This window comes from Pseudomonas sp. DVZ6, assembly GCF_024259445.1.
In the GTDB taxonomy this organism is placed as follows: domain Bacteria; phylum Pseudomonadota; class Gammaproteobacteria; order Pseudomonadales; family Pseudomonadaceae; genus Aquipseudomonas; species Aquipseudomonas peradeniyensis.
This window is the reverse complement of sequence record NZ_JANCLM010000005.1, coordinates 1-26878: the sequence shown is the minus strand read 5'-3', so window position 1 is coordinate 26878 and position 26878 is coordinate 1. Positions and strand designations below refer to the sequence as shown.

Genomic DNA, 26878 nt, shown 5'->3' with positions numbered 1-26878 from the left:
ATCAACCTCTGCCGCGGCCGAAGAAGAAAGAGGCGACGAACAGCACCAGGAAGACAATGAACAGGATCTTCGCGATACCGGTCGCGGCGCCAGCGATGCCGCCAAAGCCCAGGACTGCGGCGATGATGGCGATGATCAGGAAGGTGATTGCCCAACTAAGCATGATGTTTCTCCTTTTCTTGTGCGAAATCGGTCGATGGCGTCAGAACACCCAACGCTCCTCGGGCTGGACGCGCTCGAGCACGGCAGGCGCGGTGTCGGCACTGGGCAGCGGCTCGGCGGCCTTGACCAGGGTGGTGGCATGGGTGGCCCGCATTTGCGTCAACAGCGCGGTCTGCACCGCCACCTGCTCGGCCAGCCGGGCGGTCTGCCAGCTGTGGTAGAACAGGCCTGCCGCCAAGGTGAGCAGCAGGGCCATGCCGAGGAACAACAGCTGGTGCAGGGGGACTACAGCGCTCTGCGTACGATTGTCTTGGGGGCGATTCATGCCGGCTCCTCCTGCTGTGCTTGTTATCCATTCTGCAAAGGTCATTGCAGCCTGCATGCCAGCCTTAACGCACAACAAAAAATCCTTTTAAATCAGGAAGATATGAAATTCACCCAACTTGATGAGGGACGTATCCTGCACGATGCACCGCAATCGGGCCGTGCGTTTTGCACGACTCGGCCTTCGGCCAGTTCATAGCGATGCCTCCACTCCAGGCCCTCAGATCGGGCTAGCAGCCGATTGCCCGTTATCAACTTCATATTTATCAGCCGCTTAGCCATCATGAAGGCATGCGGCTAGCATGCATGGAGTGGAATCAATCAGAATCGACCATGCAACTTGCCCGATTTTTCCGACACTAATTGAGATCAATCCCAAAGGAGCGCAGGAAATGGAATCAGCCCAGGACAACCAAGGCCGCATTCTGCTGGTGGACGACGAGTCCGCCATCCTGCGTACCTTCCGCTATTGCCTCGAGGACGAGGGCTACAGCGTGGCGACCGCCAACAGCGCCGCCCAGGCCGAGACCCTGTTGCAGCGCCAGGTGTTCGACCTGTGTTTCCTCGACCTGCGCCTGGGCGAGGACAACGGCCTGGACGTGCTGGCGCAGATGCGCATCCAGGCACCTTGGATGCGGGTGGTGATCGTCACCGCCCACTCGGCCATCGACACCGCGGTGGATGCCATCCAGGCCGGCGCCGCCGACTACCTGGTCAAGCCCTGCAGCCCCGACCAGCTGCGCCTGGCCACCGCCAAGCAGCTGGAGGTGCGACAACTGTCGGCGCGCCTGGAAGCCCTGGAAGGCGAGGTACGCAAACCCAAGGACGGCCTGGACTCCCACAGCCCGGCGATGATGGCGGTGCTGGAAACCGCGCGCCAGGTGGCGACCACCGACGCCAACATCCTCATCCTCGGCGAGTCGGGCACCGGCAAGGGCGAGCTGGCCCGTGCCATCCATGGCTGGAGCAAGCGGGCGCGCAAGGCCTGCGTGACCATCAACTGCCCCTCGCTGAATGCCGAGCTGATGGAGAGCGAGCTGTTCGGCCACACCCGTGGTGCCTTCACCGGTGCCAGCGAGAGCACCCTGGGGCGGGTCAGCCAGGCCGATGGTGGCACGCTGTTTCTCGACGAAATCGGCGATTTTCCCCTCACGCTGCAACCGAAACTGCTGCGTTTCATCCAGGACAAGGAATACGAGCGGGTCGGCGATCCGGTCACCCGTCGGGCGGACGTGCGGATTCTGGCGGCCACCAACCTCAATCTCGACGAGATGGTCCGCGAGAACCGCTTCCGTGAAGACCTGCTGTACCGGTTGAACGTCATCACCCTGCACCTGCCGCCGCTGCGCGAGCGCAGCGAGGACATCCTGACCCTGGCCGACCGTTTCCTGGCCCGCTTCGTCAAGGAATACTCGCGCCCGGCCCGCGGCTTCAGCGACGAAGCCCGGGCCGCGCTGCTCAACTACCGCTGGCCGGGCAATATTCGCGAACTGCGCAACGTGATCGAACGGGCCAGCATCATCTGCCCACAGGAATGGGTGGAGATCAGCCACCTGGGCATGGCCGAGCAGTCCGTCAGCAACGCACCCAGGGTCGGCGCGGCGCTGAGCCTGGATGAACTGGAACGCGCCCATATCGGCGCGGTGCTGGCCACCAGCGACACCCTCGACCAGGCGGCCAAGACCCTCGGCATCGACGCCTCCACCCTGTACCGCAAGCGCAAGCAGTACAACCTATGAAATGGCCGATGAAGCTGCGCACGCGGCTGTTCCTCAGCATTTCGGCGCTGGTCACGGTAGCCCTGCTGGGGCTGATGCTGGGGCTGTTCAGCGTGCTGCAGATGGCAGCCCTGCAGCAGCGCGTGGTGCAGGACACCACCCACACCCTGGAGCTGGGCCTGAAGCTGCGCCAGAACCTGGGTGAGCAACTGAACCTGATCCTCGACGAGGACACCGTTCCGACCAGCCTGGTGAACTTGCAGGAGCAGTTCCAGACGCTGCTCAAGCAAGGGCTGGAGCAAGGCGGCGAGCGCACCGGCTTCAGCAAGGCCGCCAGCAACTACCAGGCGTTCGTCCAGGCCTACCGGCAGAGCCCCGCACCCGCCCGCAGCATGGGCGTGGACCAACCCCTCGGCGCCACCTTCAACCAGGTCCGTACCGACCTGCTGGACTCTCACCGCCAGGCCCTGGAGCACATCGCCCGCAGCGAGGAGAAAGCACGCGACCGCGCCCTGCTGATCAGCGGCTTGCTGGGGCTGATGGGCCTCACCGTGCTGGTGCTCGGGTTCATCACCGCGCACAACATCGCCCGCCGCTTCGGCCAGCCGATCGAGGCGCTGGCCAAGGCCGCCGACCAGGTCGGCCAGGGCAATTTCGACGTCACCCTGCCGGTGACCCAGGCCACCGAGCTCAACCAGCTGACCCGTCGCTTCGGCCTGATGGCCGATGCCCTGCGCAAGCACCAGGCCACCAACATCGACGAACTGCAGGCCGGCCAGCAGCGCCTGCAGGCAGTGCTCGACAGCATCGACGACGGCCTGCTGATCATCGATCGCCAGGGCCGCCTGGAACACCTCAACCCGGTGGCCCAGCGCCAGCTCGGCTGGGACCCGAGCCGGCTCGGCGCAAGCCTGGCCGAGGCCCTGCAGCGCCCGGAGCTGGAGAAGCAGCTACGCCAGGTGCTGCGCGGCGGCAGCCTGGACCGCCCGCCGGACGACCTGAGCCTGGAGGTGGATGAGGAAACCCGCCTGCTGACCTACAGCCTGACCCCGGTCAGCCACCCCGAGGGACCGATCCTCGGCGCGGTGATGGTGCTGCACGATGTCACCGAACAGCGTGCCTTCGAGCGGGTACGCAGCGAGTTCGTGCTGCGCGCCTCCCACGAACTGCGCACGCCGGTCACCGGCATGCACATGGCGTTCGGCCTGCTGCGCGAGCGGGTCAGTTTCCCGCCCGAGGCGCGGGAAAACGACCTGCTCGAGACCATCGCCGAGGAGATGCAGCGCCTCACCCAACTGATCAACGACCTGCTCAACTTCTCTCGCTATCAAAGCGGCCTGCAGAAGCTGGAGCTGGCCCCCTGTGCCCTCGACGAACTGTTCGAGCGCGCCCAGGCACGCTTTGCCGAACAGGCTTCGGGCAAGCAGATCGAGCTGGTACGCGAGCTGGAACCGCCGCTGCCGCGTATCCAGGCCGACGTCGCGCAACTCGATCGGGTGCTCGACAACCTGCTGCACAACGCCATCCGCCACACCGGCAGCGGCGGGCGCATCCGCCTGCACGCGCGGCGCCACGCAGAGCGGGTGATCATCAGCGTCGAGGACAATGGCGAAGGTATCGCCTACGGCCAGCAAGGGCGGATCTTCGAGCCGTTCGTGCAGGTCGGGCGCAAAAAGGGCGGGGCCGGCCTGGGCCTGGCGCTGTGCAAGGAGATCGTCCAGCTGCATGGCGGGCGGATGGGGGTGTTCTCACGGCCAGGGCAGGGCACGCAGTTCTATATGGCCTTACCGGTCTGACAGACATTTTCGGTGGGAGCGGGTTTATCGGACCGCCGCACCGCCGCGAACACCGGCGAAGCCGGTGCCAGGCACCGCGCTGGATTCTTCGCGGGTAAACCCGCTCCCACAGGTATCGCGCCAGATTCTAAAAGTTGAGCAAGACAGTTGCTCCCACAGGGGCAAGCTAAATCACTGAGCTGTGTGTTGGGCTTGCGCAGCGATGAGGCTGGCGCAGGCAGTCCAGCCTCAAGGCTCATCATCGATCCGCCGCCCCGCCACCCGCCGCCCCCGGGTAATCAGCTCGGCAAACTGGCGCGCGTTCAGCGGATGGGCGAACAACCAGCCCTGGCCATAGTTGACCCCCTCGCTGTTGAGCAGCACCGCCTGGTCCTCGGACTCGATGCCCTCGGCGATCACCCGCAGGTGCAGGTCGTGGGCCATGCGGATGATGTGCGGCGCCACGCCGCTGCTGGCGGCGTCATGGCCGAGGGCGTCGATGAACGACTTGTCGATCTTCAGGCAGTCCACGGGCAATGTCTGCAAGTACGCCAGGCTGCAATAACCGGTGCCGAAGTCATCGATCAACACCTGGTGCCCCACGTCGCGCAGGGCCTGCAGGTTATCCCGCGCCACCACCACGTCGATCAGCCCGCGTTCGGTCACCTCGAAGGCAATCTGCCGGGGCGCCACCCGATGATGGGCCAACAGCCGCGCCGCCACCCGGCCGATACGCGGCGCCATGACATCGCAGGCCGCCAGGTTAACCGAGATGTACAGCTGGCGGTTGGCCCGCAACAACTGCCCCAGTTGCTCGAGCACCCGCTGCAGGACGAAATCGGTTATCTGGCGAATCTGCCCGGTGTTCTCCGCCAGGGGAATGAACAGCTCCGGGCTGGTCAGGCTGCCGTCCGGGCGGCGCCAGCGCACCAGCGCCTCGGCCCCGACGCAGCGGCGGCTGTCCAGCTCGAAGATCGGCTGGTACAGCACCTGCAGTTCGCCCCGGCGCAAGGCCTGCTGCAGCTCCGAGCTCATCGAGCGGCGCTGCAGGATCAGTTGCAGCACCAGCCAGCCGATGCACGCCGCCAGCACCAGGCTGCCGGGGAACAGCAACCAGAGCAGGCCGTTGAGCTTCAGGGGCAGGCTGGCACGAGGGGCGATCAGCACCAGCTGGTAGTCCGGCGACTTGGTGGACATGCGATAGACCAGGCGGTCGGGCAGTTCGATCAGCGACTTGCCCTGCGGCGGCGGCCAGTCGGCGATCGGTGGCCAGGGTTGCGCCGGCCCCAGCACCGGAATGGCCCGCGTGCCCCGGTCCAGCACCACCAGCAGGCTGCCGCCCGGGGGTAGGTCGACCACGTCGGTGAGATGGCCACGGGAGGTCGACACCACGAAGCGGCCCCGGCCCAGCATCAGCGCCGCGAGGTTCTCGTTGGGCTCGGTGGTGGTGTTGAGCCAGTAGCTGTAGGTCGGGCCCTGGATATCAGGGCTGCGCAAAGGTTCGATAGTCCGCTGGCCGCCGCGGTTCGAACAGGCCAGCGAGCCTTCCACATAGGACGCCTCGTAGATGAACCGCGACTTCAGCGCCACCTGCTGCAGTTGCGCCAGCATCTGCGGGTCACAGCCACGCAGGGGTTGCGCCTGAAGCTGGTCCACGCCCTCGCGCAACTGACCGAACACCTGCTCCAGGCGCTCCAGGAAACGCTCACCCTGGGCGTTCATCTGCGCGCTTTCACTCTGCTTCATCTGCTGCAAGGCGACGTTGACGCTGATCGCCAGCAACAGCACGGCACTGGCCAACGCCGCGAGCGCGGCCAACAGCCAGGGTCGGTGGAAAAATTGACGCACCGAAGCGAGGAGGTCAAACATGCGTGGCATCCAGTTGAATACCAAAGGTATAGCAACTGAATCGGAGCTTGGCGCGGCCGCTGGGCGAGTGGAGGAGCCCTATCGAAGATCGCCCAGCGATTTATGTTGCGCTGTTACACAGGAAGAAAAGGTGCAGGCACTACCAGCGTGGGAGCGGGCTTGCCCCGCGATCACCGGCGAAGCCGGTGCCATGCACCGCATCGCGGGGCAAGCCCGCTCCCACGCTGAACGTTCAAAAATCGTATTAGCGTTTGCGGTTGAGCACCTGCAACATCGCCGCAGTCTGCGCATCCGGCACACCGTCAAAGCGCTGCGGGCGGAAACGCATCTGGAAGGCGGCGATCACATGCCGGGTGGAAACATCCAGCTCGCCAGTCTGGTCGATGGCGTAGCCAAAGCGCGCCAGCTGCTGCTGGTACCAGGTGACACTCGGCGGATTGACCTCGAAATAGGCCTGTTGCCGTGCCACCGAGGCGGCATCCGGCCAGATGCCCAGTCCGGCGTCGGCCAGGCGCTTCCAGGGGAACAGCGGGCCCGGGTCGAGCTTGCGCAACGGCGCGATGTCGCTGTGGCCGATGATGTGGCGCGGATCGATGTTGTTGCGCTTGACGATATCCTTGAGCAGCGCGATCAGCGCCTGCACCTGCGCTTCGCTGTACGGATGCCAGACCCGCCCGGTCGGCGTGTCGGTATACCCCTCGTTGACGATCTCGATGCCAATGGAGCTGGAATTGAGCCAGGTGCGACCCTGCCACTGGCTGTCCCCGGCGTGCCAGGCGCGGCGGTTCTCGTCCACCAGCTGATACACCGTGGCCGGGCCGTCACCGATCAGGTAGTGGCTGCTGACTTCGCCATGGGTCAGCAGGGCAAGGGAACGCTCCAGCGAGGCATTGGTGTAATGCAGCACGACGAACTGGATACGGCTGTCCTGGTTGGCCGAGGGATGGCTGCGGTCGATGCGCAGGCCACTGGAACAACCTGTCAGGGCCAGCAGGAGCAGGGCAGTGAAGAGTCTTTTCATTGCGGGAATACGTCATCAGGTAAGCGGCAACAGCGCTATAGTATAACGTGCTGACCGCTTGGCGTCAGAGTGCGTTGCATCCGCTCAGCGAATGCACATGACCAGAAACTCCAGAGAGTTGTCGCCGCTGGCGCCTTTCATGTCCACCAACTGCGTCATCACCGTGGCATGCGTGACCTGCGGGTTGCCAATAACCTTGGCCTGACCATGCATCTGCCGATCATGGCTGCTGGCATCGATTGGCGACACCGAGCAGTAGCCTGGGTCTTGCTGAATGATGCGTGGATTGAACTTGAGCGTGTACTGGGTGAAGTAATTGGGCTGCGCCCGGCGCTCGACCTCACTGATCCATTGGGGCCACTGACGCAGCACCGTGCCATCGGCACCCACGCGTGCGGTAAAGAACTGATCCTTGGCCATTGCACTTGTCTGGAAAACCAGGCCCAGCAGCAGCGGCATGATCAATCGGGTCATTTTCATTCTTCAAACTCCAGTCGTCGGTCTGTTGGCGAGGCGCTGAACAGTCAGCGCTCACCCGTAGTCTCAACGGTCCGGGAGTCAGAGAAGCGGTACTTGTTTATGCCTGCTCAACCCGATTGCGGCCATTGTCCTTGGCCCGATACAACGCCTCGTCAGCGCGCTTGAGCACCTGGTCGCTGCGCTCGCCGGAGCGGAAGGCGCTGATGCCAATGGAAGTGGTGATGACTACCCGCTCGCCCTTGAAGTGGAACGGGCAGGCTTCGATGGCCGCACGCAGTGCTTCGGCCACCTGCGCCGCTGCCGGCGGTGAAGTCTGCGGCAACAGCAGGACGAACTCCTCGCCGCCGAAGCGGGCGATGAAGTCGCGCCCGCGCAGGCGCTTGCGCAACTGCTCGGCAACGATCTTCAGCACCTTGTCGCCCGCCAGGTGGCCATAACCGTCGTTGATGCGCTTGAAATGATCGAGGTCGAGGATGGCCATGGCCAGGTGACCGCCGTTCTCCTGCCAGTCGAGTACCTCGCGTTCGACCTGTTCACTCCAGGCCGCACGGTTGGGCAGGCCGGTAAGCGGATCAATCATGGCTTTCTGGCGCTGCTCCTCCAGGTGCTCGCGGTAACCGAGGGCCTCCTGCTCCATGCTCGCCACGCGCTCGGCCAGGCCTTGCAGGCGGCTGGCCAGCTCGTGTTCGCGGCGGTCGCGCTCATGCTGGTGATCGTCCATGGTCACCAGCAGGCCCTCGAGACGGTTCTCCAGGATGTGCTTGAGGCTGTCGACATCGACGGCGCCCTGCACGCTGCTTTGCAGGCCATCGACCTGCTCGCGCAACTGGCTGTCCAGCTCGCGGGCGGCGGAGCTGTTGTCGGCATGGCCGGCGCTGGCTTCGTGCAGATGGCTCTGGAAGGTCTCCAGGCGCTCGTTGAGCTGTTGCAGGTAGGCTTCGAACTCATGCTGGCCACTGTCGGTGATCGCCAGCATGAGCACGGCCAGGTCATCCAGGACCGGAATCAGCTCGTACCAGTTCAGCCCCCGTGAAACCCGCTCGCGCATCTCCAGGGCCTGGGCCTTGTGGCGCTCCGGCAGGCTGAGGTCATCGAGCAGGCCGATCAGGGTCTGCTCGATATGGGCGGCGACCTGGCTGTACGGTGGCTCGACCGCGTCGGGGAGAGCATAAGGGCCGTCTTCGCCGATAACCTCATCTGCCGCAGGTTCCAGCTCATCCGATACGGGTTGCACGTCCTCGACAAGCGCCACGGGCTCAGCAACCGCTACGTCAACGGGCTCCACCTCGGCTTGAGGTTCGGCTTTCGATTCGACAACGGGCACTGGCGTGGTTTCAACCAACGCTGGACCGGGCAGTTCAATTTCCGGCTCGGGTTCCGGTTCGGGCAATTCGGCAGACGCGGTGTGCTCCTGCGCAGGCTCAGGCGTGACAGGCGGCACAGGTGCAAGAGCATGCAGTTCATCGGCATCCCTGGCCTGCGCCTCAGGCGCGATGACGGGAGCCTCCTGCGCCGCAGGCACAGGTATTTCGACGGCCACAGGCGCAGGCACCAGCTCGCCCGGGGCCTCGTCACGGCCACCGAACAGGCGTTGCAGGAAACCCGGGCGGGCTTCGTCCTCGGGCTTTTGCACCGCGCTCAGGGCGCGCCCCTGCAAGCCGCTGAGCTCACCCAGCAAGGGCGGCAGTTCGCGGGACTGGCTGACCCCACCGTCGAGCTTCTTCGCCAGTTTTTTCAGCGGCCGCGACACCTCGCCCGGCAGCGGCAGGGTCTGCAGCTGGGTAACCAGTGCAGTCAGCGCCTCGCTGACCTGGTTCATGCGGGTCTCACGGCGCTGCTCGGAGTCGAGCACGGCTTTTTCCAGGCGTGGAATCAGCCCGGCGAGGCCGGCATCCATGTTGTCGCTGCGGATGACCTCGCGCATTTCCTTCATGCACTGGTCAACGGTCTTGTCGCTACCTTCAGCCGCCAGGGTGCTGCGCACCAGGCCACGGCGCAGCAGGTCGAGACGGGCTTCCCAGCGCCGCTCGAGCTTTTCCTGCTGCTCGATGCTCTTGAGGTATTTTTCTTTCCAGCGCTCGGCTTCTTCGGTCATGCCTGGATCCGCAACGGGTAGTGGCATCTAGTCCTGCAATCACTGGATTTCGGCGGAAAAGCCCAACACTTGAGTGCTGGATTCGCCCAGGCAGGACTAACTCAGGACCGGCAGCGTATCCACAGTCAGGGCATCAGGCAATCGGATCTCGACGGCAACCGGGAGGTGGTCGGAAATGGGCTGCGCCAACACCTCGACTCGCTCGAGTGTCAGGCTCGGGCTGAGCAGGATATGGTCCAGGCAACGCTGGGGGCGCCAACTGGGGAAGGTGGCCTCGACCTGGGGCGCGATCAGGCCCAGGTCACGCAGTGGCGAGTGCTCGATCAGGTCGTTGGCATGGGTGTTCATGTCACCCATGAGGATCTGGTGGCGATAGCCACCAATCAGCTCGCGGATGTAGGCCAGCTGACGGGCGCGGGTCTTGGCGCCAAGGGCCAGGTGCATCATCACCACGATCAGCGCATCCTCGCCCTCGCCGAAGCGCACCAGTATCGCCCCGCGGCCGGACGGGCCGGGCAAGGGGTGGTCTTCCAGGTGCTGGGGCTTGAGGCGGCTGAGCACGCCGTTGCTGTGCTGGGCGAAACGCCCGAGGTTGCGGTTGAGCTGCTGGTACCAGTAGGGGAAGGCGCCCAACTGGGCAAGGTGCTCGACCTGGTTGACAAAGCCGGAGCGCAGGCTGCCGCCGTCGGCTTCCTGCAGGGCCACCAGGTCGAAGTCACCGAGCAGGTCGCCGATCTTCTGCAGGTTGCCGGCGCGCCCGTTGTGCGGCAGCAGGTGCTGCCAGCTGCGGGTGACATAGTGCCGATAACGCTCAGTGCTGATGCCAACCTGGATGTTGAAGCTGAGCAGCCGCAGGCGACCATCTTCCGGCAGGCCGGTGGCCCGCAGGTGATGCTCGTTGACCTGCGGCTGGGGCAGGCCAATGCCTCGCGTGGCACGCAAGCGCATGGCGGTCGCCGCTTACTTAGCGGCGCGCTCCTTGGCGATCAGTTGGTCGGCGACGTTCAGCACGCCTTCCGGACCTTGGGCGGTGCCCAGGTCAAAGCGGTACTTGCCGTTGACGACCATGCTCGGGACGCCGGTGATCTCGTACTTCTTGGCCAGCTCCTTGGCCTGGTTGACCTGGCCCTTGATGGCAAAGGAGTTGAAGGTGGCGAGGAACTTATCCTTGTCCACGCCCTGGGTGGCCAGGAAATCGGCCATTTCCTCAGGCTTGGTCAGGCGCATGCGCTTGTTCTGGATGGCATCGAACACCGCGTTGTGGACATTGTGCTCCACACCCATGGCTTCCAGGGTCAGGAACATCTGGCCATGGGCATCCCATGGACCACCGAACATGGCCGGTACGCGCTTGAAGTTGACGTCCTTGGGCAGCTTGTCGACCCAAGGGTTGATGACCGGCTCGAAGTGGTAGCAGTGCGGGCAGCCATACCAGAACAGCTCGACGACTTCGATCTTGCCAGGCACCGACACCGGTACCGGGTTGCTCAGCTCGATATATTCCTTGCCAGCGGTTGCAGGCTCCGCGGCCTGCACGGCGGCCATACCGAATACGCTGGCGGCGACCAGCGCGGCGCTGAGAATCAGTTTACGCATGCTTTACTCCTGAGCAGTCTTTGGTCGCCTCGACGCGACCTGCGTATGACAGGTCGGGAAGGGCTCGAGTTCTGTAGTGTAACGGCTATGGACAGAAAAAAGGGCAGCCTTGGCTGCCCTTTTCATCTTTAGCGCTGATGCATTAACCGAGTGTTAACGCGGGGCTCACGCCCACCCGACCGGACCAAACTCAAGCCTTGAGCGATTCCTGTAGGAGCGGCCTTGTGCCGCGAAAGGGCTGCATAGCAGCCCAATATTCAGCATTTAGCAACGATCGCCGGGGCCGCTTTGCGGCCCTTTCGCGGCTCAAGACCGCTCCTACCCGGGCAAGGGTGAATCCCGAACACCCTGGAGGGCAGTTGCCCTCACTAAGGCAACTGGATCAGTGCAAGCCCTGAATGTAGCTGGACAGCGCTTCGATGTCCTTGTTGCTCAGCTTGCCGGCGATGGTGCGCATGGTCATGGCGTCGCCGTCGTTGGTGCGGTTGCCTTCGCGGAAGTCGGTCAGCTGCTTGCCGACGTACTGCGCGTGCTGGCCGCTCAGGTGCGGGAATTTCGCCAGGGCGATGCCCGCGCCGTTAGGCGAGTGACAACCGGTGCAGGCAGGCATGCCTTTCTCGAGGTTGCCGCCATTGAACAGGGCACGGCCGCGCTCGACCAGTTTCGGGTCGGCGGCGCCCACGCTGCCTTTCTGGCTGGCGAAGTAGGCGGCGATATCGGCCAGGTCCTGGTCGTTGAAGTTGGCCAGCATGCCGGTCATCTCCAGCACGGTACGCTTGCCGTCCTTGATGTCATGCAGCTGCTTGTTCAGGTAGGGCTCACCTTGGCCGGCGAGTTTCGGGAAGTTCGGTGCCAGGCTGTTGCCGTCAGGGTTGTGGCAGGCCCCACAGACAGCTGTTTTGGCCTGACCGGCAGCAGCATCGCCTTTGATGGGTCCCGCAGCAGTTGCCGCACCTGCGACCCCCATGGTCAACAGCAGACTCACGAATAGTTTGTTCATCAGCTAATCCAACACGGCTAAGGGTGAAATGTTATGTATCGGGACTGCCGCTCATCCAAAGGATGACCAAACGGTAGTCCTCGGCACTGCAGTCCATGCACAATCCACGCGGCGGCATAGCCTTGAAACCCTGTGTAACATGCACCACCAGTTGCTCCATGCCTCGCGCCAGCCTTGGCTCCCAGGCCGCCCGGTCACCGCTTTTGGGTGCCTGGGGCAGTTGTCCGGCGTGACAGGCCGCGCACGTGCGGTTGTACAACGCCTCGGGATCCTGTGTAGCCTGTGCGCTGAAAAACGGCAGGAACATACCGACAGCAAGCAGCCATTTCGCCATGCGAAACGACCTGACAGGGTTGGGGGCCGCGCTGCGTTCTGTTGCGCGAGCTATTGTTCGACACCCCATGCTCAATTGCCTTCGCTGGGCGAATGAGCACACAAAAACTGGGGCATTATATACTTCCGCCAGCCAAACGGAAACGACACCGCTTGCCAGGCCTGGTCCTACGCCTCCAGCGCTGGGCAACACCCACATCGGAAATCCCATGCAAGTCAAGAACCCCATCCTCGGCCTCTGCCAGAAAGCCAAATTCGCCCTCAGCGCCGCCAAGGTCGAACAATGCCCCGAAGACCAGGGTTACGAGGTGGCTTTCGCCGGCCGTTCCAACGCCGGTAAATCCAGCGCCCTCAACACCCTGACCCACGCCAGCCTGGCGCGCACCTCGAAGACCCCCGGGCGCACCCAGCTGCTGAATTTCTTCAGTCTGGACGATGAACGGCGTTTGGTCGACCTGCCGGGCTACGGTTATGCAAAAGTGCCGATCCCGCTCAAGCAGCACTGGCAGAAACACCTGGAAGCCTACCTGGGCAGCCGCGAGTGCCTGCGCGGGGTGATCCTGATGATGGACACCCGCCACCCGATGACCGACTTCGACAAGATGATGCTCGACTGGGCCAAGGCCAGCGGCATGCCCATGCACATCCTGCTGACCAAGGCCGACAAGCTCACCCACGGCGCCGGCAAGAACACCCTGCTCAAGGTGCAGGCGGAAATCCGCAAGGGCTGGGGCGATGCGGCGACCATCCAGCTGTTCTCGGCGCCCAAGCGCCTGGGGCTGGAGGAGGCCTACGGGGTGCTGGCGGACTGGATGGAGCTGGAAGACAAGCCGGTGGCTTGAAGGCTGGTACAACTTCTGTGGGAGCGGGTTTACCCGCGAATGCGATGCTGGGTTCACCGCCGCATTCGCGGGTAAACCCGCTCCCACAGGGTCTGCATCCAGCCAAAACGCCGAATTCCGGGCAAAAAAAACCCCGGACTTCGTATGGGGAGGGGGAAGTTCGGGGTCCAAGTCCGGACCGCTAGGGCGGGGTCCAGATATCTGCCAACACTTAACACAACATAGGAGCATCGAAAGGCTTCACCAGCCATTCAGTACCTCTGAGTGGCGGTTCACCGGTTTAGTTCCAAGCCCCTCGAAACTATTTGCGATAGTTTCATGAAACTCCCGATCTAAGGCCCGAGGCCAGCACCGGATCCGCGACACTACGCCGCAGATCCTACACAGCTTTCACGCAGCGTTTAGTGAGCTTCGTCCCAATTTGCGCCAACGCCTACTTCCACCAGCAGCGGTACATCCAGCTGCGCCGCACCACTCATGTGGACACGGATTTCATCTTTCACCCGTTCGACCAGGTCCTCGCGCACTTCGAGCACCAGTTCGTCGTGCACCTGCAGGATAACGCGCGCATCCAGCTTGCTGTCGGCCAGCCAGTTGTCCACCGCCACCATGGCGCGCTTGATGATGTCCGCCGCGGTCCCCTGCATCGGGGCGTTGATCGCGGTGCGCTCGGCGCCTTTGCGCAGGGCCGGGTTCTTGGCGTTGATGTCCGGCAGGTACAGGCGACGGCCGAACAGGGTTTCGACGAAGCCCTGCTCGGCGGCCTGGGCGCGGGTGCGCTCCATGTAGGCCAGCACGCCGGGGTAACGGGCGAAGTAGCGGTCGATGTAGTCCTGGGACTGCTTGCGGTCGACGCCGATCTGCTTGGCCAGGCCGAACGCGCTCATGCCGTAGATCAGGCCGAAGTTGATCGCCTTGGCGCTGCGGCGCTGGTCGTTGGTGACATTCTCGAGGGCGACGCCGAATACTTCGGCGGCGGTGGCGCGGTGCACATCCAGGTCATTGCGGAAGGCATGCAGCAGGCCTTCGTCCTTGGCCAGGTGGGCCATGATGCGCAACTCGATCTGCGAGTAGTCCGCCGCCAGCAGGCGGTAGCCGGGGCTGGCGACGAAAGCCTGGCGAATGCGCCGACCTTCGGCGGTACGGATCGGGATGTTCTGCAGGTTCGGGTCGTTGGACGACAGGCGCCCGGTGGCGGCCACGGCCTGCTGGTAGGAGGTGTGGATGCGTCCGGTGCGCGGGTTGATCTGCTCGGGCAGCTTGTCGGTGTAGGTGTTCTTGAGCTTGCTCAGGCTGCGATACTGCATCAGCACCTTGGGCAGCGGGTAGCCTTGCTCGGCCAGCTCATCGAGCACCGCCTCGGCGGTGGACGGCTGGCCCTTGGCGGTCTTGCTCAGCACCGGCATGCCCAGCTTGTCGTAGAGGATCCCCCCCAACTGCTTGGGCGAACCCAGGTTGAACGTCTCGCCCGCCAGCTCGAACGCCTCGCGTTCCAGCTCGACCATCTTTGTTCCCAGCTCGCCGCTCTGCACCTTGAGCAGCGCGGCATCCACCAGTGCGCCCTGGCGCTCGATGCGGGCCAGCACCGGTACCAGCGGCATCTCGATGTCCATCAACACCGGCTGCACGCTGGGTGTCTCGGCCAGGCGCGCCTGCAGCGCGTGGTGCAGGCGCAGGGTGATGTCGGCGTCCTCGGCGGCATAGGGGCCGGCCTTGTCCAGATGAATCTGGTTGAAGGTCAGCTGTTTGGCGCCCTTGCCGGCGATATCCTCGAAAGCGATGGTGGAGTGGTCCAGGTACTTCTGCGCCAGGCTGTCCATGTCGTGGCGAGTGGCGGTGGAGTTGAACACGTAGGACTCGAGCATGGTGTCGTAGGCCACGCCGCGCATCAGGATGGCCGGGCTGCCGTTGGCCAGGATATTGATGTCGTACTTGGCGTTCTGGCCGATCTTGCCCTTGGCCGGGTCTTCCAGCAGGGGCTTGAGGGCCAGCAGCACGGCGTCACGGTCGAGCTGGGCGGGGGCGCCTTCGTAATCGTGGGCCAGCGGCACATAGGCGGCCTCGTGGGGCTCGACGGCGAACGACAGGCCAACGAGTTGCGCCTGCTGCGCGTCGAGGCCGGTGGTCTCGGTGTCGAAGGCGAACAGCGGCGCCTGGCGCAGCTTCTCCAGCCAGGCGTCGAAACGCGCCTGGTCGAGGATGGTCTCGTACTTCGGCTCGACCTTCTCGGCCACAGGCTCAACGTCGGCAGCAACGCTGTCACCGGCCTGGGGCGCGCTGCGCTGGACCTCGGCCACCCAGCTCTTGAACTCCATCTCGGTGTACAGCGCCAGCAGCGCCTCGCGGTCCGGCTCGCCGCAGACCAGGGCGTCCACTTCGACATCCAGCTCGACATCGCACTTGATGGTCGCCAGCTCGTAGGACAGGAAGGCCGCGTCGCGGTGCTCCTCGAGCTTGGCCGGCAGGGTCTTGGCGCCACGGATGGCCAGGGCCGGCACCTTGTCGAGGTTGTCGTACAGGTCGCGCAGGCCGCCGCCGATACCGGTCAGCAGGCCGACCGCGGTCTTCTCGCCAACACCCGGCACGCCGGGGATGTTGTCGACCTTGTCGCCCATCAGGGCGAGGAAGTCGATGATGTGCTCGGGACCTACGCCGAACTTCTCGTGCACGCCGGCGATGTCCAGCACGCTGCCGGTCATGGTGTTGACCAGGGTGACGTGACCGTCCACCAACTGGGCCATGTCCTTGTCGCCGGTCGAGATGATCACCGGGCGGCCGGCGGCGGCGCTGCTGCGCGCCAGGGTGCCGATGACGTCGTCGGCCTCCACGCCTTCGACGCACAGCAGCGGGTAGCCGAGGGCGCGGACGCTGGCGTGCAGCGGCTCGACCTGCACCCGCAGGTCGTCGGGCATGCTCGGGCGGTTAGCCTTGTACTCGGCGAACATGGCGTCGCGGAAGGTCCCGCCCTTGGCGTCGAAAACCACCGCGAACAGGCTGTCCGGGTACTGCTTGCGCAGGCTCTTGAGCATGTTCAGCACGCCCTTGACCGCGCCGGTGGGCAGGCCCTTGGAGGTGGTCAGCGGCGGCAGCGCGTGAAAGGCGCGGTAGAGGTAGGACGAACCGTCCACCAGGACGAGGGGCGCTTGGCTCATGAGGAGAATCAACCTTTTCGACGGGTCCGGCGCTAGAATAGCCGGATCAATGACGACAAAAGGACTAGGTTATCATGCGCACACCCATTCGCCTGTTACTGCTCGGTCTGCTGGCCACCATGCCGGTCGTCACCCTGGCGGCGGACGAAGCCCCATCGGCCGATCCCGATGTAACCATTCGCACGGAAGGCGACAAGACCATCCAGGAGTACCGTCAAAACGGCTTCCTGTATGCGATCAAGGTCACGCCGAAGAACGGCAAGCCTTATTTCCTGGTACGCGCCGATGGCTCCGAAGGCAATTTCATTCGTTCCGACCAGCCGGACATGCTGATTCCGTCCTGGAAGATCTTCGAGTGGTAAGCTAGTAACGCGTATCGTTCTTATCAACCAGGCACTTCCGGCGGAAGTGCCCGCATGGGCAATTCTTCAACATGTCAGTCTTCACCCCTGTGTCCCGGCCTGAGCTGGAAACCTTTCTGGCGCCGTACGAGCTGGGTCGCCTGCTCGACTTCCAGGGCATCGCCGCCGGTACCGAGAACAGCAATTTCTTCGTCAGCCTGGAAAAGGGGGAGTTCGTCCTCACACTGATCGAGCGCGGGCCGGCTGAAGACATGCCGTTCTTCATCGAACTGCTCGACGTGCTGCACGCTGCCGACATGCCGGTGCCCTACGCCGTGCGCGACCGCGACGGCAACGGCCTGCGCGAACTGTGCGGCAAGCCGGCTCTTCTGCAGCCACGGCTTTCGGGCAAGCACATCAAGGCTCCGAACAACCAGCACTGCGCCCAGGTCGGCGAGCTGTTGGCGCATATCCACCTGGCCACCCGCGAGCACATCATCGAGCGCCGCACCGACCGTGGCCTGGACTGGATGCTGGAATCTGGCGCCCAGCTGCTGCCGGGCCTGAACCGGGAACAGACAGGGCTGTTGCAGCCGGCACTGGCGGAAATCACCGCGCACAAGGCGCAGATCCTCGCCCTGCCCAAGGCCAACCTGCACGCCGACCTGTTCCGAGACAACGTGATGTTCGAAGGCACCCACCTGACCGGGTTGATCGACTTCTACAACGCCTGTTCCGGGCCGATGCTGTACGACATCGCCATCACCGTGAACGACTGGTGCCTGGACGAGCAGGGCGGCATCGACCTGCCACGCGCCCAGGCCCTGTTGGGCGCCTATGCGGCGCTGCGGCCGTTCACTGCCGCCGAGGCCGAGCTGTGGCCGGTGATGCTGCGGGTGGCCTGCGTGCGCTTCTGGCTGTCGCGCCTGATCGCGGCGCAGGCGTTCGCCGGGATGGACGTGATGATCCATGACCCAAGCGAGTTCGAAGTGCGCCTGGCGCAGCGTCAGCAGGTGGCATTGCACCTGCCGTTTGCCTTGTAACCGCGTCCGCTTCTTCGCGGGTAAACCCGCTCCCACAGGAACCCCGCTGACTTCAACTTCGGCGCGAAGCCTGTGGGAGCGGGTTTACCCGCGAAAGGGCCAGCCCAGGCGTTAGAACTGTTCCAGGCAACCGGCCAGGTCGCTGCCCAGTTTCTCCAGCAAACGCTCATAGCCCCTGGCATCCACCGCATCGCTCCCACCCAGCGCATCCAGCTCCGCCAGGCGCACCGGCAACCCGGCCGTCAGCGTCTCGGCCAGGCGCGGGCGCAGCGGCGGCTCGCTGAACACACAGGTCTTGCCCACCGCCTGCAGGCGCTTGCGCATGGCGGCGACATGCTGTGCGCCCGGCTGCACTTCCGCGGCGACACTGAACACGCCGGCGTGCTTCAGGTCATAGGCGGCCTCGAAGTAATCGAAGGCTTCATGGAACACGAAGTACGGCTTGCCGGCGATCCCCGCCACCCGCTGCTTGATCCGCCCATCCAGGGCATCCATGCGCTCGATGAACAGCTTGAGGTTGGCCTGGTAGCGCGGCGCATTGGCCGGATCCGCTGTCGCCAGGTCACCGACCATCTTCGTCGCGATCACCCGGGCATTCACCGACGACAGCCACAGGTGCGCATCGAGGCTGCCCGGACGGTGGTCATGGTCGTGATCGTCGTGGTCTTCCTCGTCATGGGAGTGGCTGTCCTCGCCGAAGTGACGCAGTTGCAGGCCCGACAGCGACTGCACGGCCACGGTCGGCTTGGCGCGGCTCTTCAGCACGCGGGGCAGGAAGCCTTCCATGTCCGGGCCGATCCAGTACAGCAGGTCGGCATCGGCGACCTTGCGCACGTCGGAGGGGCGCAGCGCGTAGTTGTGCGGGGAGGCGCCCGGCGGCAGCAGCACGTCAGGGCTGCCGACACCGTCCTGAACGGCGGCGGCAATCTGCTGCAGGGGCTTGATGCTGGTCAGCACGCGCACGTCGGCGTGGGCCGAAAAAGAGATGAAAGCGACAAACAGGGCAAGGAATCGGGACACGGTGGATACTCGGGTCGTCAGAAACAGGTAACATAATAACGTCTCCATCCTGAACCGTCGCTGCCCATGTCCATCACGCCGCTGGCCCACCGTCCCCACGATCATTCCCACTGCGTCCACAGTGCGCTGGCCGAGGCCGACGCGCTGTGCAACCGTCAGGGCCTGCGCCTGACCGCCCTGCGCCGCCGCGTGCTGGAGCTGGTGTGGCAGAGCCACAAGCCGCTGGGTGCCTACGACATCCTCGCCGTGCTCAGCGAGCAGGACGGCCGCCGCGCCGCGCCACCGACCGTCTATCGGGCGCTGGACTTCCTGCTGGAGAACGGCCTGGTGCACCGCATCGCCTCGCTCAACGCCTTCATCGGCTGCAGCCATCCCGAGCATGCGCACCAGGGCCAGTTCCTGATCTGCCGCGCCTGCCATGTGGCCATCGAGCTGGAGCAACACAGCATCAGCGACGCCATCGTCAGCAGCGCCAAGGCCGTGGGCTTCGCCGTCGAGACGCAGACGGTCGAAGTGGTCGGCCTGTGTGGCAACTGCCGGGGCAAGGCATGAGCGACGCCCTGATCCGCCTCGAGCAGGTCGGCGTCAACTTCGGTGGCGAAGCGGTGCTCGACAGCATCGACCTGGCCGTCGCGCCGGGGCAGATCGTCACCCTGATCGGCCCCAACGGCGCCGGCAAGACCACCCTGGTACGCGCCGTGCTCGGCCTGCTCAAACCACACCGCGGCAAGGTGTGGCGCAAGCCGAAGCTGCGCATCGGCTACATGCCGCAGAAGATCCAGGTAGACGCCACGCTGCCGCTGTCGGTGCTGCGCTTTCTGCGCCTGGTGCCCGGGGTAGACCGCGCGGCAGCCTTGGCGGCGCTGCAGGAAGTCGGCGCCGAGCAGGTGATCGACAGCCCGATCCAGACCGTCTCCGGCGGCGAGATGCAGCGCGTGCTGCTGGCCCGCGCCCTGTTGCGCGAACCCGAGCTGCTGGTGCTGGACGAGCCGGTGCAGGGCGTCGACGTAGTCGGCCAGACCGAGCTGTACAACCTCATCACCCGCCTGCGCGACCGTCATGGCTGCGGCGTGCTGATGGTCTCCCACGACCTGCACCTGGTGATGAGCGCCACCGACCAGGTGGTCTGCCTCAACCGCCACGTCTGCTGTTCGGGCCATCCGGAGCAGGTCAGCAACGACCCGGCCTTCGTCGAGCTGTTCGGCCAGAATGCCAAGAGCCTGGCCGTCTACCACCACCATCACGATCACAGCCACGACCTGCACGGCTCGGTGATCGCCCCCGGCGCCCATGTCCACGGAGAGCACTGCAAGCATGGCTGATTTTCTTCTCTACGCCCTGCTTGCCGGCCTGTCGCTGGCACTTGTCGCCGGCCCCCTGGGCTCCTTCGTGGTCTGGCGGCGCATGGCCTACTTCGGCGACACCCTGTCCCACGCCGCGCTGCTCGGCGTGGCGCTGGGCTTTGCCCTGGACGTCAGCCCGGCGCTGGCGGTGACCGTCGGCTGCCTGTTGCTGGCGATCCTGCTGGTGACCCTGCAACAGCGCCAGCCACTGGCCTCGGACACCCTGCTCGGCATCCTCGCCCCCAGCACCCTGTCGCTGGGCCTGGTGGTGCTGAGCTTCATGCACGATGTGCGCATCGACCTGATGGCCTACCTGTTCGGCGACCTGCTGGCGATCAGCACCACCGACCTGGCCTGGATCCTCGGTGGCAGCGCGCTGGTGCTGGTACTGCTGGCGATGTTCTGGCGGCCGCTGCTGGCGGTCACCGTGCACGAGGAGCTGGCGAGGGTCGAGGGCCTTCCCGTGGCCGGCCTGCGCCTGGCGCTGATGCTGCTGATCGCCGTGGTGATCGCGGTGGCAATGAAGATCGTCGGCGTGCTGCTGATCACCTCGCTGCTGATCATCCCGGCCGCCGCGGCACAGCGTCACGCCCGCTCGCCAGAGCAGATGGCCGTGGGCGCCAGCCTGCTGGGGGTTACCGCGGTCTGTGGCGGCCTGGCGCTGTCCTGGTTCAAGGACACCCCGGCCGGGCCTTCGATCGTGGTCTGTGCGGCAGTGCTATTCTTGCTGAGCCTGGCGTTGCCGAAACGCTGAGATTCCAGGGCGCCTGCTGACGCGCCCTGCAACCTTTTCATCGCTTGCAGGTCTGACAAGACCAGTTTTCGAGCGTGCGCACCTGGGTGTAGACTTGCTCGCTTTTTGCGCAAATAGAGAGTCGCAGGAATGAAGCCGTTCGCCTCACGTTATCTGCTTGTTGCCGCGTTTTCCCTGTTCCTGGCCGCCTGCTCCAGCAAGCCGGCCGAGCAGCCGGTCGCGCCTGCCCAGCCGGATGCCTGGCAGCAGCTGGAACAGAGCATCGCCAGCAACGAACTGGCCACCGCCGAGGACCAGCTGGCCGCGCTGCAGGCCCAGGCACCAGGCGATGCGCGCCTCGAGCCGCACCAGCGCCAGCTGGCCGAGGCCTACCTGCAACGCAGCCGCATCGTCCTGCAAAAGGGCGATGTGAATGCCGCCGCCACCGCGCTGGCCCGCGCCCGGGCGCTGATGCCCCAGGCACCAGCCCTGACTGGCGGCGATGCCATGGCCCAGGCGCGCAAGGCCGAGCTGGAAAAGGCCGAGGCGGCGCTGAAGGCGGCCGAGTCCAAGCCCAAGGCCCGGGTCATCGACCCGACCGCGCCCAGCACCGTCGTGGCGTTGAAGACCACCGACAGCCGGGCGATGCGCCGCCAGTTGGATGACATCGCCGCCGATGTGGTGAACTACCAGTGCGAGGTGGTGTTCCAGGTGCCACGCACCCAGGACGCGCCGTGGCTCAAGACCCTGCTGGAGAAGCGCGTGCGCAAGCTCGACAGTGGTTTCGAGCTTGAGCAAAAACATGAGATCCAGCGTTCGCTGCCGGCGCAGGTGGTCTTGATCCCCCATCAGCAGTGAACAATCGCGGGGCAAGCCCGCTCCTACAGGGGTTATGCGATCCCTGTAGGAGCGGGCTTGCCCCGCGAAAGGGCTGCAAAGCAGCCCCGGCATTTCCAATGCCGAGCACCATATCGACACTGAAAGGGCTGATTCCTACGCTGGTATCGCCTCTGCAGCCGCCTCCCGCGCCCACACCCGGTGCCCTTCAAGCGCCTTGAAGAACCCATCGAACGCCTTCTGCCCATCCCCCAGCAACAGCCCCGCATCCTCCTTCAGCCCCAGCTTGTTCAGCAGCAGCTTGCCCTCGCTGGTCACCCCAATGGGCTTGAGGTGCTTGTAGGCCTCCAGCAGGAAATGCCTGGCCACGCCGCTTTTCTCCAGCGCCTCCAGCGAAGCCTTGCCCGCCGGCACCCACACGCCATCGAACATCACCGACGGCATGCCTTCCATGGAGGCATCCATCGGCAGTGGCGTGCCATCGGCAGCCTTGACCGGTGCCGAGGTCGGGCCCAACAGCACGGGGCGGGCGCTCTTGGCCTCCAGCGCCTTCACAACCTTGTCGACGCTGCCAGCATCCACGCCATCGGCAACCAGAATGGCGACCTTGCGCCCACTGATGCCGATCCCACCGGGATGGCTCATCTGGCTCAAGGCCTTTGACTGCGAGGGCTTGCTGCCTTTCACCTTGACCGTGCCGGCCTTGGGCGCCGGCAACCCGAGGTTGGCCGCCACCGCCGCCGCCAGCTTGAGGTCGATGTTGGCAAGGATCTCGTTCACTTCCCGGGCGCGAATCGCCTCGCGCTCGACCTTGCCCAGCTCGAAGCTGTAGGCCTTGATGATGTGCTGCTGCTCCGTCGGGCTCATGCTCTGGAAGAACAGCCGGGCCTGGGAAAAATGATCGCCGAACGACGCGCTGCGCTGGCGGATCTTGTGGGCATCGATACGCTCCTCATAGCTCTCGAAGCCACCGTCCCGCGCGGCGGGCGGCGTCTCCTGCGGCCAGCCGCCATCGATGGAGTTGGGCTCGTAGGCGGCGCGGCCCTTGTCGAGGGTCATTCGATGCATGGCATCGCGCTGGCTGCTGTGGTTGGGGGCGATGGGGCGGTTGATCGGGATCTCATGGAAGTTCGGCCCACCCAGGCGGCTGATCTGGGTGTCGGTGTAGGAGAACAGCCGGCCCTGCAGCAGCGGGTCGTTGCTGAAGTCGATGCCCGGCACGATATGCCCTGGGCAGAAGGCGATCTGTTCGACCTCGGCAAAGAAATTGTCGGGGTTGCGGTCGAGCACCATCCTGCCAAGCGGAGTCACCGGTACCAGCTCTTCGGGGATGAGCTTGGTCGGGTCGAGCAGGTCGAAGTCGAATGTGTGCTCATCGGCTTCAGGGATGATCTGCACACCCAACTCCCACTCCGGATAATGGCCGGTCTCGATGGCCTCCCACAGGTCGCGGCGGTGGTAGTCGGTATCCTTGCCCGCCAGCTTCTGCGCCTCGTCCCACAACACCGAGTGCACCCCCTGGCGCGGCTTCCAGTGGAACTTGACGAAGCTGGCCACGCCCTCGGCGTTGACCAGGCGGAAGGTATGCACGCCAAAGCCTTCCATCATCCGCAAGCTGCGCGGGATGGCGCGGTCGGACATGGCCCACATGACCATGTGCGCCGACTCCGGCACCAGCGAGACGAAGTCCCAGAAGGTGTCGTGGGCCGAGCCGCCGGTGGGCATCTCGTTGTGCGGCTCGGGTTTCACCGCGTGGACGAAGTCGGGAAACTTGATCGCGTCCTGGATGAAGAACACCGGCATGTTGTTGCCGACCAGGTCGAAGTTGCCCTCGTCGGTGTAGAACTTCACCGCGAAGCCCCGCACGTCACGCACCGTGTCGCCCGAGCCGCGTGGCCCCTGCACGGTGGAAAAACGCACGAACACCGGGGTGATCTTCTCGGGATCCTGCAGGAAACCGGCCTTGGTCAGTTCGCCATGGCAGCCGTAGCTCTGGAAATAGCCGTGGGCGCCACAGCCCCGGGCGTGGACGATGCGTTCCGGTATGCGCTCATGGTCGAAGTGGGTGATCTTCTCACGCATGATGAAGTCTTCGAGCAACGAAGGCCCACGGGCGCCGGCCTTGAGGCTGTTCTGGTTGTCGGCGATTCTCACGCCCTGGTTGGTGCGCAGCGCCTGGCCGCTGGCGTCGCTGCGAAAGGCTTCCAGGCTCTGCAACTTGGCGTTGGTGTTGGCCTTGTCGGGGGTTTCGGTGCCCGCGACCGGGCTCGGCTGCGGCGCCTGGGGCTTCTTGCTGGGCATCTTCGGCTCTCCTCATCAGTACTCGGGCTTGTTCAAGTAGATGACTGGGAGGCCGTCGGATGCGTTCAATCGGATTGCCGACCGTCGCGATATGCCGATTGGATTGGAGCATTGCGAAATTAATGCTAAGAACAGGCAGGGGAAAAGGCTAAAATGCGCGACCCCGGCTAACCGCTGACCCAAATTCCATGCGCCCCACAAGGTTCGCTCAGTGATCGAGTTTCAAAATGTCCACAAGACCTACCGCGTCGCCGGTAGGGATATCCCGGCCCTGAACCCGACCAGCCTGACCATCGAAGATGGCCAGGTGTTCGGCCTGATCGGCCACTCCGGTGCCGGCAAGAGCACCATGCTGCGTCTGATCAACCGCCTCGAGGAGCCGTCCGGCGGCAAGATCGTGGTCGACGGCGAGGACGTCACCGCCTTCGACGCCAACCAGCTGCGCCGCTTCCGCCAGCAGGTCGGGATGATCTTCCAGCACTTCAACCTGCTGGCGTCCAAGACCGTCGCCGACAACGTCGCCCTGCCGCTGGTGCTGGCCGGCGAGTTGCCGCGTGGCGAGATCGACAAGCGCGTCACCGAGCTGCTGGCCCGCGTCGGCCTGTCCGAGCACGCGAAGAAGTATCCGGCACAGCTGTCGGGCGGACAGAAGCAGCGCGTCGGCATCGCCCGCGCCTTGTCCACCAACCCGAAGATCCTGCTGTGCGACGAGGCCACCAGCGCCCTCGACCCGCAGACCACCGCCTCGGTGCTGCAACTGCTGGCCGAGATCAACCGCGAGCTGAAGCTGACCATCGTGCTGATCACCCACGAGATGGACGTGATCCGCCGGGTCTGCGACCGCGTGGCGGTGATGGACGCCGGGCAGATCGTCGAGGCCGGCCCGGTGGCCGACGTGTTCCTGCACCCGCAGCACGCCACCACCCGGCGCTTCGTCCAGGAGGACGAGCAGGTCGACGAGAACGAGCAACGCGACGACTTCGCCCATGTGCCGGGCCGCATCGTGCGCCTGACGTTCCAGGGCTGCGCCACCTACGCGCCGCTGCTGGGCACCGTGGCCCGCGAAACCGGTGTCGACTACAGCATTCTGGCCGGACGCATCGACCGCATCAAGGACATTCCCTATGGCCAGCTGACCCTCGCCCTGATCGGCGGAGACATGGACGCGGCATTCGCCCGCTTCACTGCAGCTGACGTACATATGGAGGTACTGCGTTGATGGACGCCCTGAATTTCTTCGCCAACGTCGACTGGGCCGAAATCTGGCTGGCCAGCATCGACACCATGATCATGCTGTTCGGCTCGCTGTTCTTCACCGTGCTGCTGGGCCTGCCGCTGGGCGTGCTGCTGTTCCTCTGCGGGCCGCGGCAGATGTTCGAGCAGAAGGGCGTCTACGCGCTGCTGTCGCTGGTGGTGAACATCCTGCGCTCGCTGCCGTTCATCATCCTGCTGATCGTGATGATCCCGATCACCGTGCTGATCACCGGCACCTCGCTGGGTGTTGCGGGGGCGATTCCTCCGCTGGTGGTGGGGGCCACGCCGTTCTTCGCGCGCCTGGTGGAAACCGCCCTGCGCGAGGTGGATCGCGGCATCATCGAAGCCACCCAGTCGATGGGCGCCACCACCCGCCAGATCATCACCAACGCCTTGCTGCCTGAGGCCCGTCCGGGCATCTTCGCGGCGATCACCGTCACCGCCATCACCCTGGTCTCGTACACCGCCATGGCCGGTGTGGTGGGCGCGGGCGGCCTGGGTGACCTGGCCATCCGCTTCGGCTACCAGCGTTTCCAGACCGACGTGATGGTGGTCACCGTGGTCCTGCTGCTGATCCTGGTGCAGGTGCTGCAGAGCGTCGGTGACAAGCTGGTCGTGCATTTTTCCCGTAAATAACCCCAATGGGGTCGGCCTGGCCGACCCGTTCGGGGGCCGTCGCGGCCCTCACAAGGAGTGATCAATGAAGAAGCTGCTTGCTGTTGTCGCCGCCGTCGCGGCCTTCTCGGCCCACGCCGAGACCCTGACCGTCGCCGCCACCCCGGTGCCGCACGCCGAGATCCTCAAGTTCGTCCAGCCGCAGCTGGCGAAGGAGGGCGTGGAGCTGAAGGTCAAGGAGTTCACCGACTACATCCAGCCGAACGTGCAGGTGGCCGAAAAACGCCTGGACGCCAACTTCTTCCAGCACCAGCCGTACCTGGATGAGTTCAACAAGGCCAAGGGCACCCAGCTGGTCAGCGTTGCCGGCGTGCACCTGGAGCCGCTGGGCGCCTACTCGAGCAAGTACAAGAAGCTCGACGAACTGCCATCCGGCGCCACCGTGGTCATCCCCAACGACGCCACCAACGGCGGCCGTGCCTTGTTGCTGCTGGACAAGGCTGGCGTGATCAAGCTCAAGGACAGCAACAACATCCTGTCGACCGTGAAGGACATCACCGGCAACGACAAGAAGCTGAAATTCCGCGAGCTGGAAGCGGCCACCATTCCACGCGTGCTGACCCAGGTCGACCTGGCGCTGATCAACACCAACTATGCGCTGGAAGCCAAGCTGAACCCGGAGAAGGACGCGCTGGTGATCGAAGGCAGCGATTCGCCCTACGTGAACATCCTGGTGGCGCGTCCGGACAACAAGGACGCCGATGCCATGAAGAAGCTGGCCGCGGCCCTGCACTCGCCTGAGGTGAAGCAGTTCATCACCGAGAAGTACAAGGGCGCGGTGATTCCGGCGTTCTGATCTGACATCCCTGGGGCCGCTCTGCGGCCCATCGCGGCACAAGGCCGCTCCTACAGAGGAATGCAATCTCCTGTAGGAGCGGCCTTGTGCCTGTCTCTTATACACATCTGACGCTGCCGACGAAACGCGGTAGGTGTAGATCTCGGTGGTCGCCGTATCATTAAAAAA

25 protein-coding genes are annotated in these 26878 nt (G+C 64.7%); 12 read left to right on the top strand and 13 right to left on the bottom strand.

Annotated features, from left to right (window positions below; genetic code table 11):
* Window position 1: 1 nt before the first annotated feature.
* Both NMG10_RS04295 and NMG10_RS04290 read right to left on the bottom strand, forming a co-directional pair.
* Window positions 2–163, bottom strand: a complete 162-nt coding sequence (locus NMG10_RS04295; protein ID WP_008092060.1) for a DUF1328 domain-containing protein — start codon at window positions 161–163, stop codon at window positions 2–4.
* Between the two features lie 39 nt (window positions 164–202).
* Window positions 203–487 (bottom strand): hypothetical protein, encoded by a 285-nt coding sequence (locus NMG10_RS04290; protein ID WP_186712192.1) that lies wholly within the window; start codon window positions 485–487, stop codon window positions 203–205.
* Between the two features lie 391 nt (window positions 488–878).
* Here NMG10_RS04290 and algB point away from each other — a divergent pair, with 391 nt between their 5' ends.
* Both algB and NMG10_RS04280 read left to right on the top strand, forming a co-directional pair.
* Entirely contained in the window at window positions 879–2225 is a 1347-nt protein-coding gene (algB, locus tag NMG10_RS04285) for a sigma-54-dependent response regulator transcription factor AlgB (protein ID WP_254463870.1), read from the top strand.
* The gene (locus tag NMG10_RS04280; RefSeq protein ID WP_254463869.1) at window positions 2222–4000 is read left to right on the top strand and encodes a KinB sensor domain-containing domain; all 1779 of its coding nucleotides are present in this window, start codon (window positions 2222–2224) and stop codon (window positions 3998–4000) included. Before algB ends, NMG10_RS04280 begins: the two co-directional genes overlap by 4 nt.
* Window positions 4001–4228: 228 nt before the next feature.
* On the opposite strand, the gene NMG10_RS04275 is transcribed toward NMG10_RS04280, so the two are convergent.
* The 8 genes from NMG10_RS04275 to NMG10_RS04240 all read right to left on the bottom strand — a co-directional run bounded on the left by NMG10_RS04275 (window position 4229) and on the right by NMG10_RS04240 (window position 12374).
* Window positions 4229–5848 (bottom strand): EAL domain-containing protein, encoded by a 1620-nt coding sequence (locus tag NMG10_RS04275; RefSeq protein ID WP_232855477.1) that lies wholly within the window; start codon window positions 5846–5848, stop codon window positions 4229–4231.
* 244 nt (window positions 5849–6092) lie between these two features.
* Window positions 6093–6869 (bottom strand): N-acetylmuramoyl-L-alanine amidase, encoded by a 777-nt coding sequence (locus tag NMG10_RS04270; RefSeq protein ID WP_232855476.1) that lies wholly within the window; start codon window positions 6867–6869, stop codon window positions 6093–6095.
* 84 nt (window positions 6870–6953) lie between these two features.
* Window positions 6954–7349, bottom strand: a complete 396-nt coding sequence (locus NMG10_RS04265) for a hypothetical protein (protein WP_254463868.1) — start codon at window positions 7347–7349, stop codon at window positions 6954–6956.
* 97 nt (window positions 7350–7446) lie between these two features.
* Window positions 7447–9444, bottom strand: a complete 1998-nt coding sequence (locus tag NMG10_RS04260; protein WP_254463867.1) for a GGDEF domain-containing protein — start codon at window positions 9442–9444, stop codon at window positions 7447–7449.
* 96 nt (window positions 9445–9540) lie between these two features.
* Window positions 9541–10392, bottom strand: coding sequence for an endonuclease/exonuclease/phosphatase family protein (locus NMG10_RS04255; protein WP_110736018.1), 852 nt, complete (start codon window positions 10390–10392; stop codon window positions 9541–9543).
* A 12-nt stretch (window positions 10393–10404) separates the two neighbouring features.
* Window positions 10405–11040, bottom strand: coding sequence for a thiol:disulfide interchange protein DsbA (gene dsbA / locus NMG10_RS04250; protein WP_050703203.1), 636 nt, complete (start codon window positions 11038–11040; stop codon window positions 10405–10407).
* 382 nt (window positions 11041–11422) lie between these two features.
* Window positions 11423–12040: a cytochrome c gene (locus NMG10_RS04245; protein ID WP_186712198.1), complete on the bottom strand. Its 618-nt coding sequence runs from the start codon at window positions 12038–12040 to the stop codon at window positions 11423–11425.
* A gap of 31 nt (window positions 12041–12071) precedes the next feature.
* Window positions 12072–12374 (bottom strand): cytochrome c5 family protein, encoded by a 303-nt coding sequence (locus tag NMG10_RS04240; protein WP_050703202.1) that lies wholly within the window; start codon window positions 12372–12374, stop codon window positions 12072–12074.
* A 208-nt stretch (window positions 12375–12582) separates the two neighbouring features.
* Between NMG10_RS04240 and yihA the strand changes: the two genes are divergently transcribed.
* Complete coding sequence (gene yihA / locus NMG10_RS04235; protein ID WP_203649117.1) at window positions 12583–13215, top strand: ribosome biogenesis GTP-binding protein YihA/YsxC; 633 nt, start codon at window positions 12583–12585, stop codon at window positions 13213–13215.
* Between the two features lie 401 nt (window positions 13216–13616).
* Here yihA and polA read toward each other — a convergent pair whose 3' ends face one another.
* The gene (gene polA / locus NMG10_RS04230) at window positions 13617–16367 is read right to left on the bottom strand and encodes a DNA polymerase I (RefSeq protein ID WP_254463866.1); all 2751 of its coding nucleotides are present in this window, start codon (window positions 16365–16367) and stop codon (window positions 13617–13619) included.
* A gap of 74 nt (window positions 16368–16441) precedes the next feature.
* Here polA and NMG10_RS04225 point away from each other — a divergent pair, with 74 nt between their 5' ends.
* Window positions 16442–16729 (top strand): DUF2782 domain-containing protein, encoded by a 288-nt coding sequence (locus tag NMG10_RS04225; RefSeq protein ID WP_050703199.1) that lies wholly within the window; start codon window positions 16442–16444, stop codon window positions 16727–16729.
* Between the two features lie 71 nt (window positions 16730–16800).
* Complete coding sequence (locus NMG10_RS04220; RefSeq protein ID WP_254463865.1) at window positions 16801–17751, top strand: homoserine kinase; 951 nt, start codon at window positions 16801–16803, stop codon at window positions 17749–17751.
* Between the two features lie 111 nt (window positions 17752–17862).
* On the opposite strand, the gene NMG10_RS04215 is transcribed toward NMG10_RS04220, so the two are convergent.
* Window positions 17863–18819: a zinc ABC transporter substrate-binding protein gene (locus NMG10_RS04215; RefSeq protein WP_254463864.1), complete on the bottom strand. Its 957-nt coding sequence runs from the start codon at window positions 18817–18819 to the stop codon at window positions 17863–17865.
* An 18-nt stretch (window positions 18820–18837) separates the two neighbouring features.
* Here NMG10_RS04215 and zur point away from each other — a divergent pair, with 18 nt between their 5' ends.
* The 4 genes from zur to NMG10_RS04195 all read left to right on the top strand — a co-directional run bounded on the left by zur (window position 18838) and on the right by NMG10_RS04195 (window position 21705).
* Window positions 18838–19323, top strand: a complete 486-nt coding sequence (gene zur, locus NMG10_RS04210) for a Fur family transcriptional regulator (protein ID WP_203649138.1) — start codon at window positions 18838–18840, stop codon at window positions 19321–19323.
* Window positions 19320–20093, top strand: coding sequence for a zinc ABC transporter ATP-binding protein ZnuC (gene znuC / locus NMG10_RS04205; RefSeq protein WP_203649140.1), 774 nt, complete (start codon window positions 19320–19322; stop codon window positions 20091–20093). Before zur ends, znuC begins: the two co-directional genes overlap by 4 nt.
* Window positions 20086–20868, top strand: a complete 783-nt coding sequence (gene znuB, locus NMG10_RS04200; protein ID WP_203649142.1) for a zinc ABC transporter permease subunit ZnuB — start codon at window positions 20086–20088, stop codon at window positions 20866–20868. Before znuC ends, znuB begins: the two co-directional genes overlap by 8 nt.
* 129 nt (window positions 20869–20997) lie before the next feature.
* The gene (locus NMG10_RS04195) at window positions 20998–21705 is read left to right on the top strand and encodes a PA5502 family lipoprotein (RefSeq protein ID WP_203649144.1); all 708 of its coding nucleotides are present in this window, start codon (window positions 20998–21000) and stop codon (window positions 21703–21705) included.
* Window positions 21706–21840: 135 nt separating this feature from the next.
* Here NMG10_RS04195 and katE read toward each other — a convergent pair whose 3' ends face one another.
* Window positions 21841–23985 (bottom strand): catalase HPII, encoded by a 2145-nt coding sequence (katE, locus tag NMG10_RS04190; RefSeq protein ID WP_254463863.1) that lies wholly within the window; start codon window positions 23983–23985, stop codon window positions 21841–21843.
* Window positions 23986–24196: 211 nt separating this feature from the next.
* On the opposite strand from katE, the gene NMG10_RS04185 reads away from it, so the two are divergent.
* From NMG10_RS04185 to NMG10_RS04175, 3 genes are all read left to right on the top strand, one after another.
* Complete coding sequence (locus NMG10_RS04185) at window positions 24197–25204, top strand: methionine ABC transporter ATP-binding protein (RefSeq protein WP_203649148.1); 1008 nt, start codon at window positions 24197–24199, stop codon at window positions 25202–25204.
* A complete protein-coding gene (locus NMG10_RS04180) occupies window positions 25204–25875 on the top strand; it encodes a methionine ABC transporter permease (protein ID WP_050703190.1) in 672 nt (223 codons plus the stop codon). The genes NMG10_RS04185 and NMG10_RS04180 overlap by 1 nt, the downstream gene beginning before the upstream one ends.
* A gap of 64 nt (window positions 25876–25939) precedes the next feature.
* On the top strand, window positions 25940–26710 hold the full coding sequence (locus NMG10_RS04175) for a MetQ/NlpA family ABC transporter substrate-binding protein (protein WP_232855468.1): 771 nt from the start codon (window positions 25940–25942) through the stop codon (window positions 26708–26710).
* Window positions 26711–26878: the final 168 nt, after the last annotated feature.